This window comes from Actinoplanes ianthinogenes (assembly GCF_018324205.1).
Taxonomy (GTDB): Bacteria; Actinomycetota; Actinomycetes; order Mycobacteriales; family Micromonosporaceae; genus Actinoplanes; species Actinoplanes ianthinogenes.
Window position 1 is genome coordinate 244424 of sequence record NZ_AP023356.1, and the last position, 16919, is coordinate 261342.

The following is a 16919-nucleotide window of genomic DNA, read 5'->3' on the forward strand; positions in this document are numbered from 1 at the left end:
CGTCCGGTGCTGCCCGCCGGGGGCGGTGGGCAGCACCGGCAACCTTTTCCCCGACGCCCGCCCGTGCGTCCCGGTGTCATGATCTCCGGGTGGAGATCGCACTCGACCCGCCGCACGGCGCCGGCCCGGTCCGCCTCGGCATGACCGCTGACGAGGCCCGCGCGGCCTTGGAAACCCTCGGCCCGCTCGCACCGGGTGCGCTCGGCGAGCTCGCCATCACCCTCCCCAGCGGCCTTTACGTCAGCGTCGGTTTCGGCGTCTCCGGGCCGACCGCGCACCGCGTCAATGCCATCGAGCTCCACCGACCCGACCAGGACACCGACACCGTCCGCTTCCGCGACGTCGACGTCTTCACCCGCCCCGCGGAACGCGTGCTCGACGGGCTCCGCCGCCTGACCCGGGTCGACGAGGACGAGGACACCGGCGGCTTCATCGCCCCCGATCTGCTGCTCGCCTTCTCCCTCGACGACGGGTACTTCGCGTCGGTCCTGCTCGCCCGCCCGGGCTACTACGACACCCCGGCCCAGGCCGCCGCCCGCGACCACCCCGGCTACTGAGATGACCCGCACCCTGCCCGGCTACCGCCGCCGTCCGATCCGTACGCTGCGCCGATGGACGCGGGGGTAATACTGCTCGATCTCGACGGCACGCTGGTGGAGCGGGGCCGGCCGATCCCGGGGGCCGCCCGCGCCATCATGGAGCTGCGCCGAGCCGGCCACACCGTCCGAGTCTTCACCAACACCGACTCGCTCGGCGAAGCCGCCCTCGTCAAGCGGATCCGCCGGATGGGCATCCCGGTCGCCCTCGGCGAGGTCTTCACCCCGGTCGTCGCCGCACTCCGCGTCCTCTCGCTGGCCAGCCGGGTCCTGGTCCTGGCCGACCGGGCCGTCCGCGACGAGTTCCCCGCGCACACCGGCAAGGCGAACCCCACCCACGTCATCGTCGGTGACTGCCGGCAGACTCTGGCCTACCCGGCCCTCGACGCCGCGTTCCGGGCCGTCCGCAACGGCGCCGAACTCCTGGCCCTGCAGGGCGGCCGCTACTTCCGCGCCGCCGACGGCGACCACCTGGACACCGGCGCGATCGTCGCCGCCATCGAGTACGCCACCGACCGCAAGGCTCGCCTGCTCGGCAAACCCAGCCAGGACTTCCTCCGCCTGGCCGCCGGCGACACCCCGCCCGATCGCCTCTGGGTCGTCGGCGACGACCGCACCACCGACATCCTGATGGCCGATCAGGGCGGCGCGACCTCGGTCCTGGTCCGCACCGGAAAGTTCGCCGACCAGGAGAGCGCCGCCGCGCTGGCCGAACCGACCCACACGATCGACTCGATCGCCGACCTGCCGGAGCTGATCGAGGCTCAGGCGAGCCGGTAACCGACCCCGGGCAGCGTCACGATCGCCGCCGGCTCGCCGAGCTTGCGACGCAGCCGCCCAACCGTCACCGTCACCGTGTTCGTGAACGGGTCGGCGTTCTCGTCCCACACCTGCTCCAGCAGATCCTCGCTGCTCAGATACCCCGGCGCGGCCCGCATCAGCGCTTCCAGCACGGCGAACTCCTTCACCGACAGATGCAACCCGACCCCCGATCGCGAGGCCGTCCGCCGGATCGGATCAAGTTCAAGATCATTAAGGATCAGCGTACGGGGATGAGCTGCCGGCCGCCGCCGAGCCAGTGACCGCACCCGCAGCACCAGCTCGGGAAAGTGGAACGGCTTCGCCAGGTAGTCGTCGGCGCCGAGCGTCAGCCCCCGGACCCGGTCGTCCGCCGACCCGGCCGCGGTCAGCATCAGCACCATGGCCCGCTCCACCCGCCCGGTGATCATCTCGCACAGCGTGTCCCCGCTCAGCCCGGGCAGGTCCCGGTCGAGCACCACCACGTCGTACGTGTTGACGTCGAGTTTCGCCGCCGCCGCCAGACCGTCGAGGGCCACGTCGACCGCCATCCCCTGATCGCGCAGCCCCTCGGCGACCACCTCGGCGAGCGCCGCCGCGTCCTCCACCACCAGGATCCTCACGGCAGCCGGATCTCCACGCGCAGGCCGCCCGCGGGCCGGGCCCGCAGTCCGAGCGACCCGCCGTGCGCGGACGCCACCGCCGACGCGATCGCCAGCCCCAGCCCGGTGCCACCGCCGCTGCCGGTGCGGTCCACGCCGAGCCGCCGGAACGGCCGGCCGAGCGTCGCGACCTGCCCCGGGTCGAGCACCGGCCCGTCGTTCTCCACCACGAGCACCCCGTCCTCCAGCGTCACCCGCAGCCACCCGCCGGGATCGTTGTGCCGCTGCGCGTTGTCCACCACGTTCGACACCATCCGGGCCAGCAGCACCGGGTTGCCGACGGTCACGAAGTCGGTGCCCTCGACCGGCACCCCGGCCGGGATCAGCGAGCGCACCGCCACCGGCGTACGCCCGTCGAGCGCCCCGTGCTGCGCCCGGGCCAGCACCAGCAACCCTTCCAGCAGCCGTTCCAGCTGGTCCAGCTCGGTACGCACCCGCCCGGCGAGCCGCACCACCTCGACCGGCGGCGCGGGCTTGGCCTCGGCCACGTCGATCGCGGCCCGCATCGTGGCGAGCGGCGTGCGCAGCTCGTGCGAGGCGTCGGCGACGAACCGCCGCTGCGCCGCGAACGACTCCTCCAGCCGCCCCAGCAGGTCGTCGATCGTGTCGGCCAGCGCCTTCACCTCGTCGGCGGGCCCGGCCACGGCGAGCCGGGAGTGCAGGTTGTCGGCGGTGATCCGGCGGGTCGCCGCGGTGATCCGGCGCAGCGGCCGCAGCACCCGCCCGGCCGCGGCCCGGCCCAGCACCAGCGAGACGAGCAGCATGACCGCCAGGCCGACCAGCGCGGCAACGATGAGCTGCCGGGTGTGGGCGGCCGAGGCGGAGGCGAGCTCCTCCTGCAACCGGGCGATCTGTTCGGCCGGCGGCCCGCTCGAGCCCTGCGGCGCCACGTGGCTGGTCTGGCTGACACTGAGCGCCGCGGTGATGATCAGCAGTCCCGCCCCGGAGATCAGGAACAGCACGCCGTACAGAAGGGTGAAACGCAGCCGGACGCCCATCCGCCCAGCATGCCCTGCCGGATCTAACAGCGACATGACAGCCTTCGTCGCGCCCGGGTTAGGCCCGGCTCCGTAGAAACTCCGGCATGACAGCAACCATCGAAGTGAACGGATTGCGCAAGCGGTTCGGCGCGGCCCTCGCCCTGGACGGGATGACGTTCGTCGTCCGGGGCGGGCACGTGACCGGGTTCGTCGGGCCGAACGGCGCCGGCAAGTCGACCACGCTGCGGGTGATCACCGGCCTGGACCGGCCGGACGCCGGGACCGCGACGATCGGCGGGCAGAGCTACGCCGCGTTCGCCCGGCCGATGCGGCACGTCGGCGCGCTGCTCGACCCGCACGCGCTGCACCCGTCGCGCTCCGGCCGCAACCACCTGATGTGGCTGGCCCGCTCCCAGGACCTGCCCGCCGCGCGGGTGGACGAGGTGCTGGAGCTGACCGGCCTGGCCGACGCGGGGCGGCGACAGGCCGGCGGCTACTCGCTGGGCATGCGGCAGCGGCTCGGGGTGGCCGCCGCGCTGCTCGGCGACCCGCCGGTGCTGCTGCTCGACGAGCCGTTCAACGGGCTCGACCCGGCCGGGATCGTGTGGATGCGCGACCTGCTGCGCGACCTGGCCGGGGAGGGCCGGGCGGTGCTGGTCTCCAGTCACCTGATGAGCGAGCTCCAGGACATCGCCGGACATGTGATCGTGGTCGGGCACGGCCGGGTGATCACCGCGGCCGACGTGGACGACCTCGTCGGCCGGTACGCCTCACTGGAGGCGGCGTACCTGCGGCTGACCGCGGGCGTGGGCGGCATCCGATGATCCTGCGCGCCGAATGGATCAAGTTCCGCACCGTGCCGAGCTGGGTGGCGGGCGTGGTGACCGCGGCCCTGATCGTGGTGGCGCTCGGCCTGCTGGCCGCCGCCGGCACCCAGATGTCCTGCATGAACGGGACCAGGGAGGTCGCCTGTCCGCCGCCGCCGACCGACGCCGCCGGGCTGGCCGTGCGGGACAAGTTCACCTTCACCCATCGCTCACTGACCGGCGACGGCTCGCTGACCGCGAAGGTCGGCGACATGGCCGGCACGATCACCTACCCGCCGCCGAACCACGATCAGATCGTGGCCGGGGTGGTGCCGTGGGCCAAGGCCGGACTGCTGGTCAAGGACGGCACGAAGCCGGGCTCGGACTATGCCGCGGTGATGCTCACCGGCGAGCACGGCGTGCGGATGCAGCACGATTACACCGAGGACGTGGCCGCGCCCTTCGACGCGTCGGCCAAGGTGGCCTGGCTGCGCCTCACCCGCTCCGGCGACGAGATCACCGGTTACGTCTCGGCCGACGGCCAGACCTGGCAGAAGATCTCCACGGTACGCCTGGCCGGGCTCCCCGACACCGTGCAGATCGGCCTGTTCGTCACCTCGCCGAGCGGTATGACCGTCGACGAGCAGGCGCAGGGCGGGCACGCCGTGGCGGCCCGATTCACCCAGGCCACCGCCGCGTTCTCCCAGGTCAGCCCGGCGGGCGGGTGGACCGACACGCTGGTCGGCTACGACGAGTACCGCACCGACTGGGAGAAGGGCCACCCGCCGGGACACACCGAGGCGAACGGTGTGCTGACCCTGGCGGGCTCCGGTGACATCGCGCCGGAGACCGAGGAGGGCATGCCGATCTCGCTGATGCTGACCGGCGTGTTCGCCGGATTGCTGCCGCTGATCGCGGTGGCGGCGTTCTGCGGGACGGCCGAGTTCCGGCACGGGATGATCCGCACGACCCTGGCCGCGATGCCGCGCCCGGGCCGGGTGTCCGCCGCGAAGGCCGCGGTGATCGGCGCGGTGGCACTGGCCGCCGGTGCGGTCGCGGTCGGCGTGACGATGCCGGTGACGCTGCGGCTGCTGCAGGCGAAAGCCGTGGTGATCCTGGCGATGCCGTGGACGACGACGCTGCGGATCGCGGTGGGCACGGCGCTGCTGCTGTCGCTGGCCGCCGTTTTCGCGTACGGAATGGGCTCCCTGCTGCGCCGGGCCGTGCCCGCGATCGTGATCGTGACCGCCCTGCTCGTCGCGCCGCCGATCCTGGCCATGGCCTCGGTGCTTCCGGGCGCCGCCGGCACCTGGCTGCTCCGGCTGACCCCGGGCGCCGGCTTCGCGATCCAGCAGGCCGTCACCGCCTATCCTCAGCTGGCCAAGCCGCAGACCGTCCTGGACGGCTACTACCCGCTCGCGCCCTGGGCAGGCCTGGGCGTGCTGGCCCTCTGGGCGCTGGCCGCGGTCGCCGCCGCCACCTGGCGCCTGCGCCGGAACCCCGCATGAGGCCCGCGCCGGGCGGCCTTCACGGCCGCGTGGACGGCGGTCCGGCCGCGGCGCGGTGCCGCGCGAGGGTCGCGCTGACCGCCGAGTGGGCGAAGCTGCGCACCGCTCCCGCCCTGCTCGTCCCGCTGGTCCTGGCTCTCCTGCTGACCGCCGGCGGCGCGGCGCTCGGCGATCACGCCCTGGACCCGGTCCACCTCCACCTGCTGGGTGTCCGTCTCGGACAGGCCGCCGTGGCCGCTGCCGGGGTCCAGATCCTCGGCGGCGAATACCGCACCGGCCTGATCCGGGCCTCCCTGCTCGCCGTCCCCCGCCGCCTGGACATGCTGGCCGCCAAGGCCACCCTGCTCACCGCGGGCGTAGCCCCGGCAGCCCTGGTCGGGGTCACCGCGGCGCTGCTCACCCTGCCCACCGGCACTCCCCTGCTCCGAGCCGCCGCCGAGTCCGTCCTCTATCTGATCCTGATCGGTCTCCTGGCCCTGGGCGTCGCCGCCGCGGTCCGCAGCTCCGCGGTGGCGATCAGCATCGTCCTGGCCCTGCTCTACCTGATGCCGATCCTGCTCCCGATGATCCCCAACCCGGACTGGCAGCGGGCCCTCTACCGCCTCACCCCGGCCACCGCCGTCCAGGCCCTCTCCACCACCGTCGACAGCGCCACCCTGACCTTGAGCCCATGGCAGGCCCTGGCCGTGGTAGCCGCCTGGACCACCGCCGCCCTGCTCCTCGGCGCCGTCCTCCTGCACCGCCGCGACACCTGAACGGTCACCCGCCCGGCGCCGACGCTCATCATCAGCCCAGACAACAGTGCCAGCCCCGAACCGCGAACCGCCCCGAACCGTGGTACCCCAAACCCCCGGCTGGCCCCCACGGCCCTATCCCCGGCACGAATAGGGCCACCAGCACCAGCCCGGGTTGTCCGGCTGGCGCCCACCGCCCTATCCCCAGCACGGATAGGGCCACCAGCACCAGCCCGGGTTGATCGGCTGGCGCCCACCGCCCTATCCACGGCACGAATAGGGCCACCAGCACCAGCCCGGGTTGATCGGCTGGCACCCACCGCCCTACCCCCAGCACGAATAGGGCCACCAGCACCAGCCCGGGTTGATCGGCTGGCACCCACCGCCCTACCCCCAACACGAATAGGGCCACCAGCACCAGCCACCACCACCCGGCTGGCACCCACCGCCCTATCCACGGCACGGATAGGGCCACCAGCACCAGCCCGGGTTGTTCGGCTGGCACGATCCGGACGAGAGGGGCGGCCCTCGGTCAGGGCTGGGTGCGGTGGGTCAGCCAGGCGGCCATGGTGCGGACGCCGTGGCCGATGGCTCGCTCGTCCGGGTCGAAGGCACCGAAGTGCGGGTAGCTGGTCTTGATGTCGGCGCCGGGGCGGCGGACGCCGAGGAATGTGTACGTGCCGGGAATCCGGTTCAGGAACAGGGCGAAATCCTCACCACTGAACGGCACCGCGGCGTACGTCGGCAGGGTTCTGTCCGCCCCGATCGTGCGGCGCAGATAGTGGTTGAGGGCCTGGCCCTCGCGCTGCGGGCAGACCATCGCCGGAAACGGGTCGGCCGGGAAGTCGACCGCGGTCGCGCCGTACGCCGATGCCAGCCGGCGAACGGCAGCGCGCACCTCGGCGTACCGATCCTGCGGCCAGCAGCGGTAGGAGAACCGCACCCCGGCGCCGGTCGGCTGGGCCTGCATGACGACGAACCGGGACAGTGCGCTGCCCGGCCGCTCGATCTCGGCGACCAGGTTCTCGAGATCGGCCGAGCTGGCGGGACGGGCGACGGTGCTGAGGGCGGCGAGGTCGGCGGCGAGCGCGACCGACTTGGCAGAATCGGTCAGCGTGACCGTGCCGCGGTCCTGGCCGGGCAGGCCGAACCCGGCCGTGGTGGCGAACGTCCCGACCGGGAACGGCCCGCAGTGCAGGGCGTGGATCTCCTCGGGACGGACCCGGTCGAACAGCCCGTCGTCAAGCATCGCCCGCGCCCCGGCCAGCGACTCCTCCCCCGGCTGGAAGACGAAGACCAGCCGGCCGGCGAGCCGGTCGCGCAGCCGGGCCAGCGTCAGCGCGACGCCCACGCCGATCGTGGTGTGCAGGTCGTGCCCACACAGGTGGGCCGTCTCGACACCACCCTCGATCTGCTCCTGCGGCGTCACCGCGTCCATGTCGGCGCGGTAGGCGACCGTCCGGCCGGGGCGGCGCCCGGTCAGGACACCGACCACCCCGTAGCCGCCGACGCCGGTGGTGACCTCCAACCCGGCGTCGCGCAGCTGCCGCGCGACCACGGCCGAGGTGCGCGACTCCTGACCGGCCGCCTCGGGATGCTCGTGCAGGTCGCGGCGCAACGCGATCAGGTGCCGGTCGAGGCGGCGGGCCACGTCGCCGATCGAGCGCGGCGCCGCGTGCGCGGTCCCGGCCGGGCCCAGCAGCGTCCCGGCCGCTCCCGCCGTGACCCCACCGAGCACGACCCGCCGGCTGACTCCGCGGTTTCCCAGGTCCATCATGGTTTCCTCCCCCGTGCCGTCGGCCGCCGTCCGGCGAACCGACCGGGGTAAGAATGTCCTGCGCGGCCGGGGTGAGGCAGTCATGCTGACACCCCGGATCGGTGGTAGGGCAAGCCCTACCGCAGGGCCGCGGTCAGGTCGACCTCGACGAGCTGACCGCGGTATCCGAGGGACGCGACGCCGACCAGCGTGCTGGCGGTGGTGAAGGCGGGCGCCAGGGCGGAGGCGTTCAACTGGTCCCAGACCTGGGCGAGCACCCCGCTGTCCGGACTGACCACATAGATCACCGAGCGGACCACGTCCGCCGGGGTGGCGCCGGCCGCGGTCAGCACGGCGAGGCAGTTCGCGATCACCTGGTCGGTCTGCGCGGTGTAGTCACCGGCCGCGCCGACCACCTGGCCGGACAGGTCGAGCGGGCATTGCCCGGCGAGGTGGGCGAGCCTGCCCACCTCGGAGATCGTCACGTGGCTGTAGCCGGCCGTCTCGTGCACCGTTTCCGGATTGACCTTCTTGATCATCCGGCCAGTATGCCGACAACGACGGCTCCGGTCGCGCGATTAAGGCACGAGTGGCCCGGGCAGCGCCGCCCGGGCGGCGGACGCGTCGCCGTCCAGCTCGGACCAGGGCTTACGGTTCCACAGGGCCAGCATGAGGTCCGGCGCCGGGCCGCTCAGCGAGGCCACCGGCTCGCCCGGGCCGAACGTCCAGGACTGCCCGAGGTCGGTCGCGGTGAACCGGACCGCCGCCGCCGGAGCAGCCATCCGCCCCTTCTTGACCTGCCGCGGCGCGAACGTGTCGAACACCTCGGCCACCCCGTCCCCGCACAGCACCGGGTCGAGACGGCTCGGGATGCCCAGCGCGTGCTCCGCGTCCCACCGGTGCACCAGCGTCTCCAGCCAGCGCCGGCGCCGCCAGAACGCCACGGTGTGCGGCGGCCAGAACGTCCACGCCTCGGTCCCCGGGTCCACCGACAGCGTCTCGACCAGGGTCCGGGACGTCTCCGCGACGTACGCCGCGATGTCGTCCGGCGCCGGCGGAGGGTCCAGCCTGCCGTGCTTCTCGCGCACCGCGGCGACCACCCAGAGGTTGCCCTGCCCGACGTGCTCGGCCAGGTCCCGCAGCGTCCAGTCGCCACAGTGCTCGACCGGCGCGGTCAGGTCACCGCTCAGACACTCCTGGAAGGCCGCCAGCTCGTCCCGCAGCAGGGTCAGATGATCCATGAGCAGAGACTCTAGCCGGGGCGTTCCAGCTGGCCAGCAGCCGCAGACACTCGTGCGCGGGGCTGCCGGCCGGCGCGCTGTAGGTCACCAGCATCTGGTCCGTCTCGCCGGGCAGGGCCAGCGTCTCGTACGCAAGCTCCATCTCGCCCACCAGAGGGTGCCGCAGCACCTTGGCCCCGAAGGTCTTCTCCTTGACCCGCTGCGCCGCCCACATCCGGGCGAACTCCGGACTGGCGATCGACAGCTCACCGACCATCGCGGCCAGCCGCGGATCCCCCGGATGCCGCCCCGCGTCCAGCTGGAGGAACGCCACCGTCTCGGCCGCGACCTCGGCCCACCGGGGGTAGAACGTGCGCGCCGCCGGGTCGAGGAACGCCTGCCGGGCCACGTTGCGCCGGTCGGCCGGCCAGGAGCTGAACCCGTTGACCGCGTCACCGAGCGCGTTCCAGGCCAGCACGTCCATCCGGCGGCCCAGCACGAACGCCGGCACCGAGTCCATCATGTCCAGCAGCTGCCGCACGCCGGGCCGGACCTGCTGCCGGGCGCAGCCGGTGGCCCGCGGCCGGGCGAGGTTGAACAGGTGCTCTCGCTCGACGTCGTCCAGCCCGAGCACCCGGGCGACCGACGCCAGCACCGCGTCCGACACGTTGCGGCTGCGGCCCTGCTCCAGGCGGATGTAGTAGTCCGGGCTGACCCCGGCCAGCTGCGCCAGCTCCTCGCGCCGCAGCCCCGGCACCCGCCGGCGGCCGAACGCGGGCAGGCCGACCTGCTCGGGCCGGATCGCGGCCCGCCGGGCGCGCAGGAAGGCGCCGATGTCAGATTCCGGAGCATCCATGACGGCCATTCTGCCGTGCGTCGCCCACCGTAACCTGGTTCTGTCAGACCCAGGTAACGACGCGCACCTGCCTACCGTCCGCGAACCGGCCGACGCTGGTCCCCATGAACAGCTATGACCTGCACGACCGCACCGCCGTCATCACCGGAGCCGCCAGCGGCATGGGCGCCGCCACCGCCGAGCTGCTGGCCGACGCCGGCGCCCGCGTCTTCCTGCTGTCCCGCCGCCGCGACCGGATCGAGGAGCTGGCCGCCAAGATCAAGGGAACCGCGGTGCCGGTCGACGTCACCGATCCCGCGGCGGTCGCCGCGGCCGCCGCCCGGATCGGCGAGGTGGACCTGGTGGTCAACGCGGCCGGCGTGATGCTGCCGAACCCGATCGCCGACGGCCGCGAGGACGAGTGGACCCGGATGATCGACACCAACCTGACCGGCGCGCTGCGGATCATCCGGGCGTTCCTGCCCGGCCTGCGCGCCGCCGCGGCCGCCGGCCGTCCCGCCGACCTAGTGAACATCTCGTCGATCGGCGCGCACGTGACGTTCCCGACCTACGCGGTCTACTCGGCGACGAAGGCCGCGCTCACCCAACTCTCCGCCTCGCTGCGGACCGAGCTGGGCGCGGAGATGGTCCGGGTGACCAACGTCGAGCCGGGCCTGACCGACACCGAACTCGGCGACCACATCGACAACGCGGAGCTGTCCGGCCAGCTCAGCGGCATGTTCGAGGCGATGCCCGCGCTGCGCGCCGAGGACGTCGCGGACCTGATCGGGTACGTCGTCTCCCGCCCCCGCCACGTCAACCTGCGCCAGGTCATCGCCCTGCCGACCCCGCAGGCCTAACGACAGCCGGCGAGCAGCGCGTCGCTCAATTCGCACTGGTAGGGCGACCCCTCGGGGCTGCCCTCCAGCCGGTTGGTCAGATAGACCATGACCAGCCCCCGGTCCGGGTCGGCCCAGCCCAGGCACGCGTTCGAGCCGTTGTGCCCGAACGCCCGCCGGCTGCTGAGCCGCCCCATCGGGCGGGCCCGCAGCGGATCGCCCTCGTTCCCGCCCAGCTGAAAGCCCTCCGACCAGCGGATCCGATTGCCCAGGATCCGATCGACCTCACCGTTCGCCGACGGGTTGCAGGCCGCTGCCACCCCGCCGGCGGACAGGATTTCGGCTCGCCCATCGAGCAGTGCCTGATAGACGACGGCGAGATCCCGAGCCGTGGCCGACAGGGTCGCCGCCGGGATCACCGCGTCCCGGGTGACCCGGCGGTTGGCCGCCCACTGCAACATCCGGGCCGGGCCGGACGGCGCCCCGCGCAGCGGCACCCGGCGCGGTGCCGCGTTCAGGTGCGTGTCACGCAGCCCGAGCGGCTGGAGCACCTGCCTGTGCAGTACCTCCCGCAGCGGCCGCCCGGTGACCCGCTGCACCAGCTCGCCGAGCAGGAACCCGTAGCTGAGCGTGTGGTAGGCGGCCGCCGCCCCGGGCGCGTGGTGCGGGCCCGCGGCGGCGAGGGCCCGCACCGACCGCTGCCAGTCCGGGGCGAGCAGGGCGTCGCGGTACAGACTCTTCACGTACGGCAGCCCGGACCGATGCTGGAGCACCTGCCGTACCGTAATGTCCTGTTTGTTGTTGGTCGCGAAAGCGGGCCAGTATCGTGCCAGCGGCGCGTCCAGGGACAGCGCGCCCCGCTCCGCCAGCTGGTGCACGAGCAGCGCCACCAGCGGTTTCCCGGCCGAGAAGAGCAGGAACGGCGTGTCCCGCGGCACCCCGAAGGACCGGTCCAGCACCACCTCGCCGTGCCGCAGCACCACCAGCTGCGCCGCCGCGCCGCGCGCCGTCACCATCCGGATCATCGTGCGCAGCGCCGCCGGCGCGATGCCGGCGGAGGGCATCTCCTCCCAGGTCCGCTGGGCTCGCCGTTCGATCGTCACCGCGCCTCCCCGCCGGAGGCTTCGCCGCGCGGTGAACCCGGCAACCCGAGAAACCTTTCCGGTACGCGCAGAAAAGGTTAACGGATACGCCCGCGGTCAGATCGGCTGAGTTCCCGATAAATGCCGCATCCCGCCCGCGAAAAGCCTGACACTCGGTGCATGACGCAGCCGACGCATCGCGGACGTGCCAGCGAGATGCTGGCCAGCCTGGAGGGCAAGCTGCCCGGCGCGCAGGCTGTGCTCGACGCCGCGCAGGCGCACGCCCTGCTGGCGCTGGCCGACGAGGTGGCCGCGCTGCGGGCCGCGATCAGGGACATCGCCGATCGTCGGCCATGAATATGACTCAGGTGGTATGGCGGCGCCCGCAGTCCGGTCCCGCACACTCAAAGTTGTCTATACAACTGGTGGAACGGAGCACCCCCATGCCCGTACGTCGCCCTGTCCCCATCCTGCTGGCCGTGCTCACCATGGCGTTCGCACTGATCGCGGTGCCGGCCTCGGCCGCCGGCACGCTGACCGTCGCGCAGGCGATCGCGAGCCAGAGCGGCACCGGCACGGTCCTCGGTTACATCGTCGGGGAGCCGACCGCCGCCAGCACGGTCCGATTCAGCAACTTCACCGGCGACACCGCCCTGGCGATCGCCGACAGCAAGACCGAGACCAGCACGAGCAAGATGCTGTACGTCCAGATCACCAGCTCCTACCGCTCGACGTTCGGGCTGCTCAGCAACCCGTCGCTGATCGGCAAGCAGCTCACCGTGACCGGGACGCTGACCGCGTACTTCTCGCACGCCGGCCTCAAATCCCCGACCGCGATGACCCTCGGTGGGACCTCGACGCCGACTCCCACGCCCACCCCGTCCAGCAGCACCGATGCCTACTACGCCGCGGCGAGCGGGAAATCCGGGGCCGCCCTCAAGGCGGCGCTGCACACGATCATCTCGACCGGCGTGACGAAGCTGTCCTACGACGCGGTCTGGAACGCCCTCAAGGTCACCGACCAGGACCCGAACAACTCGTCGAACGTCATCCTGATCTACTCCGGGATCAGCCGCGCCAAGTCGCTCAACGGCGGCGACACCGGCGACTGGAACCGCGAACACGTCTGGGCCAAGTCGCACGGCGACTTCGGCACCACCGCCGGCCCGGGCACCGACCTGCACCACCTGCGCCCGGAGGACGTCACCGTCAACTCCCTGCGCGACAACAAGGACTTCGACACCGGCGGCAGCGCGGTCTCCGGCGCCGCCGGCAACTACACCGACGCGGACTCGTGGGAACCCCGCAACGCGGTCAAGGGCGACGTGGCCCGCATGATCTTCTACATGGCGGTCCGGTACGAGGGCGACGACGGCTGGCCCGACCTGGAGGTCAACGACTCGGTCACGAACGGCGCCAACCCGTACCTGGGCCGCCTGTCCAAGCTGCTGACCTGGAACGCCCAGGACCCGCCGGACGCCACCGAGAAGAACCGCAACCAGATCATCTACACGACGTACCAGCACAACCGGAACCCGTTCATCGACCACCCGGAGTGGGTCACCTCCATCTTCGGCAGCTGATCAAACCCGCGCGGCTCCCGGTCCGCTGTGCCGCCTGGCGGCACAGCGGACCAGCCCACCTCCGAGCCGCCAGGCCACCAAACGCACGTCAAATCACAAGACCAAAAACACTGCTCTGCCGAGTTGAGTGCAAGGCTTGCTTAATTCTCTCTCTAGAAGGTGCGCCATTCCTCCTCCGGGATGAACCCTTCGTGGCCATCCCAGCATCGATCAGTCCAGACTTCTGCCACCATAATCGGCCGACTGAGCACCCGATCCCCAGCTCGCTGTACGCGCAGAACCACGCCGAGATCGGGTGAGCACGGTTCACCCTCACCTGAATATCGTATCCAATGGTCAAGCGCTATCAGATAATCAACAAATCGAGACGCCAGAACAGATGGAGTCTGGCCGACCAGTGGAATCCCCGCCAGTGTCACCTGGGGCCCCCATCGTGCATCGATAGCGACGCCGCTGAGGCCGTCTGGACTGCTGAAGTATGCGTGGACCGCACTGCCGGGGAAGCGCGCGTCACTAGACGTATCAAGACAGAAGTGCATGGCGTGGATTCCCGCACCCGCCGCGCCATCGGTGGCGGCGACCCGAAGGTCCCCACGAACCGCAGCTTCGACCTCATCGGGGGTCATGCCGAACGCTAACGGCCCAACCGATTTGAGAGGATCGCCTTTCCACGAAAGCCGCTCAGGATCCGTCAACACATCCCACGACATCATATTTTCAGCTTATTCGAGACGCACGGACTCCGGGAGGAGATACCGTTAAGACCTCCGCGAAACAGTATCTACCTCTCGCAGTTGGCTCAAATGCGTTTGATGATCGGGCGCACTCTACTGCCGCGTTGACGGCGGCTGCGCTCGCTCCGTCATGTCGGGTTTCCGGCGGATCAGTAAACCGCTACACGCCGCCGCAGGCTAGGGAACACTGGGGCGCGTGTCCGATGATGAAACCCGCCCTCCGGTTCCGGGTGAGGAGATCCTGCGCGGCCAGATGGTTGCTCCCCTTCCAGAAGGCGCTGCCCTCCATTCCGCCTTCCTTCTTGTGAAGCTCGACAACGGTGAATGGTGCGCCCGCTCCATCGGAACGCAGTACAACCGAGTCGAATTCTTGGGGCAGCTGGTCGCGTACACGCGCGCCCCCTAGCCCAAGACGAAGCTGAGGGGTGGTCGTTGGACGAGGACTAGCCGAGCTGTCGACCTCTCATGCCGCGAATCGCGCTGGACGATGAGCGTCAAGCAACCCGAGCAAGGGTGCTGTCACGGTGAGCCGGGCAGTCAAAAGATGTAGAAGCTGTAGCTGTAGGGCCGGCCTCGTTCGTAGATGGCCCGCAGCCAGGGCTGCCTGACCTCGGGCAGTCGGGCCAGAACCTTGAGGAAGATTCGGCCGTCCGGCTCGAATCGGTATCCCGGGAGTAGCGCCGGCAGGGCTTCTGGCGGGAGCGGGATCGACCGCCCGGCTGGCTTCGGGTCGCGGTGGAACGCGAGGTACCGCCAGGCGTTCCAGGCCAGCGGAACCGGCTTCACTGACGGGGCCACCGGCCAGTGTTCGCCGGTCTGCGGATGTTCCGGGATGAGGGCGAAGTCGCCGTCGTCGTCCGGAAGGCCGGGTCCGGCCAGGACCAGGGTGTGCTTCGGCCCTGCGCCGACCGGGCCGACGAGACGGTCGAGAGCGGGCTGGAAGACACCGGCGACTTGGCGATCCGGAATCACCAGCGGCTTGCCGCCCGAGGTGGCCAGCAAGTGGGCCAGTGCTGAGCCTATGGCGGCCGGCCACAGAGGGTGCCAGCCACCGCTCGGTTCGGACGGGGGGATGCCGGGTCGCTGCTCGATCAGGTCGGCCCAGTCGAGCACCGGATGTGGGCCGGGACCGTCCTCGATTACGCGGGTGGCCAGTGGCTCCAGCCAGATCGCCTGCCGAAGGCCGCAGTCGTCGATCCGGATGGCTACCGGCGTGCCGCAGCTCTCGCAGACCATGTTGGGCTCGCCGCCGTTGAGGCCGCAGCACGCAGTGTCGCCGACCAGCGCCGGGTCGATGACGGCGCCTCGGATGTCGCCCGGGGCGAGCAATACTTGACCGGTCGGGCCGGCGGAGACGCCGAGCCTCGGCACGTACCAGCCGAGCGCCTCGGCTTCACCAGCTTCGAGTTCGGCCCACGGGCGCCACGGCGAACCTGAGGGCAGCGGATCCACCGCGAACGTACCGGGCTCCAGTGCCGGGGCTAGCGATCCCGGCCCGTTCCCGTACTTCTGGTCCGCATGGACGGGCAGCGCCACTCGCGACACGTGAACCGTCAGAGCCGCAACGCAGGTCCGGCAACCGAAAACCGTCATAAATCTCCCCGCATGTCGACTGAGGTCATTAGATCATCGCCCTGGCTGGCTGGCCGCGCTGCGGCGGTGTCGAGAACTTCGCGCGCCAATGGCGAATACGAGCGCAAATGGACGGGCCGCGGCTGTGCCCGGACGCGATGCGTGTGGTGCTTCCGATCGGACGGTCAGTTCCGGTGAGCCGGCGGTGGCAGGCGGGCTGGGCGTGGTTGTCTCAAATGTTCGACAAGGTCAGGTGAGGCCATGAGGTCACGTTCGCATTTGCAGTTTGCGCTGCGAAGCGGCCATTGGTGCAGTTTTGGTGGACGCGGCCGCCAGGGTTCCACCGATTTTCAAGGGCGAGAGGGGCGGTGCTGTGCGAGGATCCGCGGCATGACGTCATCGCAGGTGAGCAAGGGTGACCGGCTCCGTCGCGCAGCCGAGTCCCAAGCTCTCGTGCGCATCAAACGCTCCCCGCGCAACGCCGACCGAGTCGACGGCATCGTCGTGGCTGTTGGTTCCACATGGGCCTTGATCGCGCACACCGGTGATGGCGGCTTCTTCGAGGGCTTGGTCGCCATCCGCGTCAAGGACGTGGTCAAGGTCAAGAACGACACCTCGTTCGAGGAGCGTTTCGCTCGGACTCAGCCCGAGTGGCCGCCCACCGCCCCGGCAGACCTCGATCTGGACACGACCGCGGGTCTGCTCAAGGGCATGAGCGCGCTCTCGCCACTGGTCGCCATCGAGCAGGAAAAACGGTTCCACACGCAGATGGCGTGGATAGGTGTCGTCGACAAGGTCACCAAACGGTGGCTGTGGCTGCGCGAAGTTCGCCCGAATGCCACTTGGTGCAAGCGACCGCACGGCTACAAGCTGCGCTGAATCACCAAGGTTTTCATTTCAGATCGGTACCTCACCGCCCTCACGGCCATCGCGGGTACGGGGCCGACCCGCTGACACTGGATACGTCCGCATCCAGATCAGGACATCAATGGAGCTGCGCGAGGATAGCTGCGGGCACGGAACCCGTCGGCGCGGCTCGCCTGACGGGTGTGCGGGGCAGCGGTGCCGGCTTCGGGAGGACAGACTGAACAGTGGGCATTGTCGGCGGTGCATGGGGGTGCGCTGTGCGGAGGCTACTGACAGGTTTGGTCATGCTGGTGGTGGTCGGAACCGCCGGCTGCACGCGGTCGCCGGCCGAGTCGGCCGCCAGCTCA

General features: G+C 71.1%; 19 protein-coding genes. 10 read left to right on the top strand and 9 right to left on the bottom strand.

Going from position 1 to position 16919, the window contains the following annotated elements:
* Positions 1-89: 89 nt before the first annotated feature.
* On the top strand, positions 90-557 hold the full coding sequence (locus Aiant_RS01160; protein ID WP_189336931.1) for a hypothetical protein: 468 nt from the start codon (positions 90-92) through the stop codon (positions 555-557).
* A 54-nt stretch (positions 558-611) separates the two neighbouring features.
* Positions 612-1376, top strand: a complete 765-nt coding sequence (locus Aiant_RS01165) for an HAD-IIA family hydrolase (protein WP_189336930.1) — start codon at positions 612-614, stop codon at positions 1374-1376.
* On the opposite strand, the gene Aiant_RS01170 is transcribed toward Aiant_RS01165, so the two are convergent.
* Together Aiant_RS01170 and Aiant_RS01175 are read right to left on the bottom strand one after the other, a co-directional pair.
* Entirely contained in the window at positions 1361-2017 is a 657-nt protein-coding gene (locus tag Aiant_RS01170) for a response regulator transcription factor (protein ID WP_189336929.1), read from the bottom strand. The genes Aiant_RS01165 and Aiant_RS01170 overlap by 16 nt on opposite strands.
* Complete coding sequence (locus Aiant_RS01175) at positions 2014-3054, bottom strand: sensor histidine kinase (protein WP_189336928.1); 1041 nt, start codon at positions 3052-3054, stop codon at positions 2014-2016. Before Aiant_RS01175 ends, Aiant_RS01170 begins: the two co-directional genes overlap by 4 nt.
* Positions 3055-3140: 86 nt before the next feature.
* On the opposite strand from Aiant_RS01175, the gene Aiant_RS01180 reads away from it, so the two are divergent.
* Genes Aiant_RS01180 through Aiant_RS01190 form a run of 3 tightly spaced genes read left to right on the top strand, consistent with a single transcriptional unit; the run spans position 3141 to position 6105 of the window.
* Positions 3141-3860, top strand: a complete 720-nt coding sequence (locus tag Aiant_RS01180; protein ID WP_189336927.1) for an ABC transporter ATP-binding protein — start codon at positions 3141-3143, stop codon at positions 3858-3860.
* Positions 3857-5350, top strand: coding sequence for a DUF1349 domain-containing protein (locus Aiant_RS01185; RefSeq protein ID WP_189336926.1), 1494 nt, complete (start codon positions 3857-3859; stop codon positions 5348-5350). The genes Aiant_RS01180 and Aiant_RS01185 overlap by 4 nt, the downstream gene beginning before the upstream one ends.
* Positions 5347-6105, top strand: coding sequence for an ABC transporter permease subunit (locus Aiant_RS01190; RefSeq protein ID WP_189336925.1), 759 nt, complete (start codon positions 5347-5349; stop codon positions 6103-6105). Before Aiant_RS01185 ends, Aiant_RS01190 begins: the two co-directional genes overlap by 4 nt.
* 511 nt (positions 6106-6616) lie before the next feature.
* Here Aiant_RS01190 and Aiant_RS01195 read toward each other — a convergent pair.
* The 4 genes from Aiant_RS01195 to Aiant_RS01210 all read right to left on the bottom strand — a co-directional run bounded on the left by Aiant_RS01195 (position 6617) and on the right by Aiant_RS01210 (position 9916).
* Positions 6617-7861: a M20 metallopeptidase family protein gene (locus Aiant_RS01195; protein WP_229831497.1), complete on the bottom strand. Its 1245-nt coding sequence runs from the start codon at positions 7859-7861 to the stop codon at positions 6617-6619.
* A gap of 116 nt (positions 7862-7977) precedes the next feature.
* Entirely contained in the window at positions 7978-8379 is a 402-nt protein-coding gene (locus tag Aiant_RS01200; protein ID WP_189336924.1) for a RidA family protein, read from the bottom strand.
* Positions 8380-8418: 39 nt separating this feature from the next.
* Positions 8419-9081, bottom strand: a complete 663-nt coding sequence (locus Aiant_RS01205) for a maleylpyruvate isomerase family mycothiol-dependent enzyme (RefSeq protein WP_189336923.1) — start codon at positions 9079-9081, stop codon at positions 8419-8421.
* Complete coding sequence (locus Aiant_RS01210; RefSeq protein ID WP_189336922.1) at positions 9020-9916, bottom strand: helix-turn-helix transcriptional regulator; 897 nt, start codon at positions 9914-9916, stop codon at positions 9020-9022. Before Aiant_RS01210 ends, Aiant_RS01205 begins: the two co-directional genes overlap by 62 nt.
* A 104-nt stretch (positions 9917-10020) precedes the next feature.
* On the opposite strand from Aiant_RS01210, the gene Aiant_RS01215 reads away from it, so the two are divergent.
* Entirely contained in the window at positions 10021-10755 is a 735-nt protein-coding gene (locus Aiant_RS01215) for an SDR family oxidoreductase (protein WP_189336921.1), read from the top strand.
* Here Aiant_RS01215 and Aiant_RS01220 read toward each other — a convergent pair.
* On the bottom strand, positions 10752-11837 hold the full coding sequence (locus Aiant_RS01220) for a serine hydrolase domain-containing protein (protein ID WP_189336920.1): 1086 nt from the start codon (positions 11835-11837) through the stop codon (positions 10752-10754). The genes Aiant_RS01215 and Aiant_RS01220 overlap by 4 nt on opposite strands.
* Positions 11838-11996: 159 nt before the next feature.
* On the opposite strand from Aiant_RS01220, the gene Aiant_RS01225 reads away from it, so the two are divergent.
* Together Aiant_RS01225 and Aiant_RS01230 are read left to right on the top strand one after the other, a co-directional pair.
* Positions 11997-12173 carry a hypothetical protein gene (locus Aiant_RS01225; RefSeq protein ID WP_189336919.1) on the top strand — a complete coding sequence of 59 codons (177 nt, stop codon included), beginning with the start codon at positions 11997-11999 and terminating at the stop codon, positions 12171-12173.
* 86 nt (positions 12174-12259) lie between these two features.
* Positions 12260-13399, top strand: a complete 1140-nt coding sequence (locus Aiant_RS01230) for an endonuclease (protein WP_189336918.1) — start codon at positions 12260-12262, stop codon at positions 13397-13399.
* Positions 13400-13551: 152 nt separating this feature from the next.
* Here the strand turns inward: Aiant_RS01230 and Aiant_RS01235 are convergent, their stop codons facing one another.
* Positions 13552-14112 carry a hypothetical protein gene (locus Aiant_RS01235; RefSeq protein ID WP_212846900.1) on the bottom strand — a complete coding sequence of 187 codons (561 nt, stop codon included), beginning with the start codon at positions 14110-14112 and terminating at the stop codon, positions 13552-13554.
* 217 nt (positions 14113-14329) lie between these two features.
* Here Aiant_RS01235 and Aiant_RS01240 point away from each other — a divergent pair, with 217 nt between their 5' ends.
* Entirely contained in the window at positions 14330-14539 is a 210-nt protein-coding gene (locus Aiant_RS01240; protein ID WP_189335699.1) for a hypothetical protein, read from the top strand.
* A gap of 131 nt (positions 14540-14670) precedes the next feature.
* On the opposite strand, the gene Aiant_RS01245 is transcribed toward Aiant_RS01240, so the two are convergent.
* Positions 14671-15726, bottom strand: a complete 1056-nt coding sequence (locus tag Aiant_RS01245) for a hypothetical protein (protein ID WP_189335698.1) — start codon at positions 15724-15726, stop codon at positions 14671-14673.
* 369 nt (positions 15727-16095) lie between these two features.
* Between Aiant_RS01245 and Aiant_RS01250 the strand changes: the two genes are divergently transcribed.
* On the top strand, positions 16096-16584 hold the full coding sequence (locus Aiant_RS01250) for a hypothetical protein (protein ID WP_189335697.1): 489 nt from the start codon (positions 16096-16098) through the stop codon (positions 16582-16584).
* Positions 16585-16919 lie beyond the last annotated feature (335 nt).

What these genes read in the sequence shown, in the direction of transcription:
- Aiant_RS01190 (WP_189336925.1), top strand. Translation starts at nt 5,347, where the DNA reads ATGAGGCCCGCGCCGGGCGGCCTTCACGGCCGCGTGGACGGCGGTCCG.
- Aiant_RS01195 (WP_229831497.1), bottom strand. Translation starts at nt 7,861, where the DNA reads ATGATGGACCTGGGAAACCGCGGAGTCAGCCGGCGGGTCGTGCTCGGT.
- Aiant_RS01245 (WP_189335698.1), bottom strand. Translation starts at nt 15,726, where the DNA reads ATGACGGTTTTCGGTTGCCGGACCTGCGTTGCGGCTCTGACGGTTCAC.
- Aiant_RS01235 (WP_212846900.1), bottom strand. Translation starts at nt 14,112, where the DNA reads ATGATGTCGTGGGATGTGTTGACGGATCCTGAGCGGCTTTCGTGGAAA.
- Aiant_RS01205 (WP_189336923.1), bottom strand. Translation starts at nt 9,081, where the DNA reads ATGGATCATCTGACCCTGCTGCGGGACGAGCTGGCGGCCTTCCAGGAG.
- Aiant_RS01210 (WP_189336922.1), bottom strand. Translation starts at nt 9,916, where the DNA reads ATGGATGCTCCGGAATCTGACATCGGCGCCTTCCTGCGCGCCCGGCGG.
- Aiant_RS01175 (WP_189336928.1), bottom strand. Translation starts at nt 3,054, where the DNA reads ATGGGCGTCCGGCTGCGTTTCACCCTTCTGTACGGCGTGCTGTTCCTG.
- Aiant_RS01230 (WP_189336918.1), top strand. Translation starts at nt 12,260, where the DNA reads ATGCCCGTACGTCGCCCTGTCCCCATCCTGCTGGCCGTGCTCACCATG.
- Aiant_RS01225 (WP_189336919.1), top strand. Translation starts at nt 11,997, where the DNA reads ATGACGCAGCCGACGCATCGCGGACGTGCCAGCGAGATGCTGGCCAGC.
- Aiant_RS01200 (WP_189336924.1), bottom strand. Translation starts at nt 8,379, where the DNA reads ATGATCAAGAAGGTCAATCCGGAAACGGTGCACGAGACGGCCGGCTAC.
- Aiant_RS01165 (WP_189336930.1), top strand. Translation starts at nt 612, where the DNA reads ATGGACGCGGGGGTAATACTGCTCGATCTCGACGGCACGCTGGTGGAG.
- Aiant_RS01185 (WP_189336926.1), top strand. Translation starts at nt 3,857, where the DNA reads ATGATCCTGCGCGCCGAATGGATCAAGTTCCGCACCGTGCCGAGCTGG.
- Aiant_RS01250 (WP_189335697.1), top strand. Translation starts at nt 16,096, where the DNA reads ATGACGTCATCGCAGGTGAGCAAGGGTGACCGGCTCCGTCGCGCAGCC.
- Aiant_RS01215 (WP_189336921.1), top strand. Translation starts at nt 10,021, where the DNA reads ATGAACAGCTATGACCTGCACGACCGCACCGCCGTCATCACCGGAGCC.
- Aiant_RS01180 (WP_189336927.1), top strand. Translation starts at nt 3,141, where the DNA reads ATGACAGCAACCATCGAAGTGAACGGATTGCGCAAGCGGTTCGGCGCG.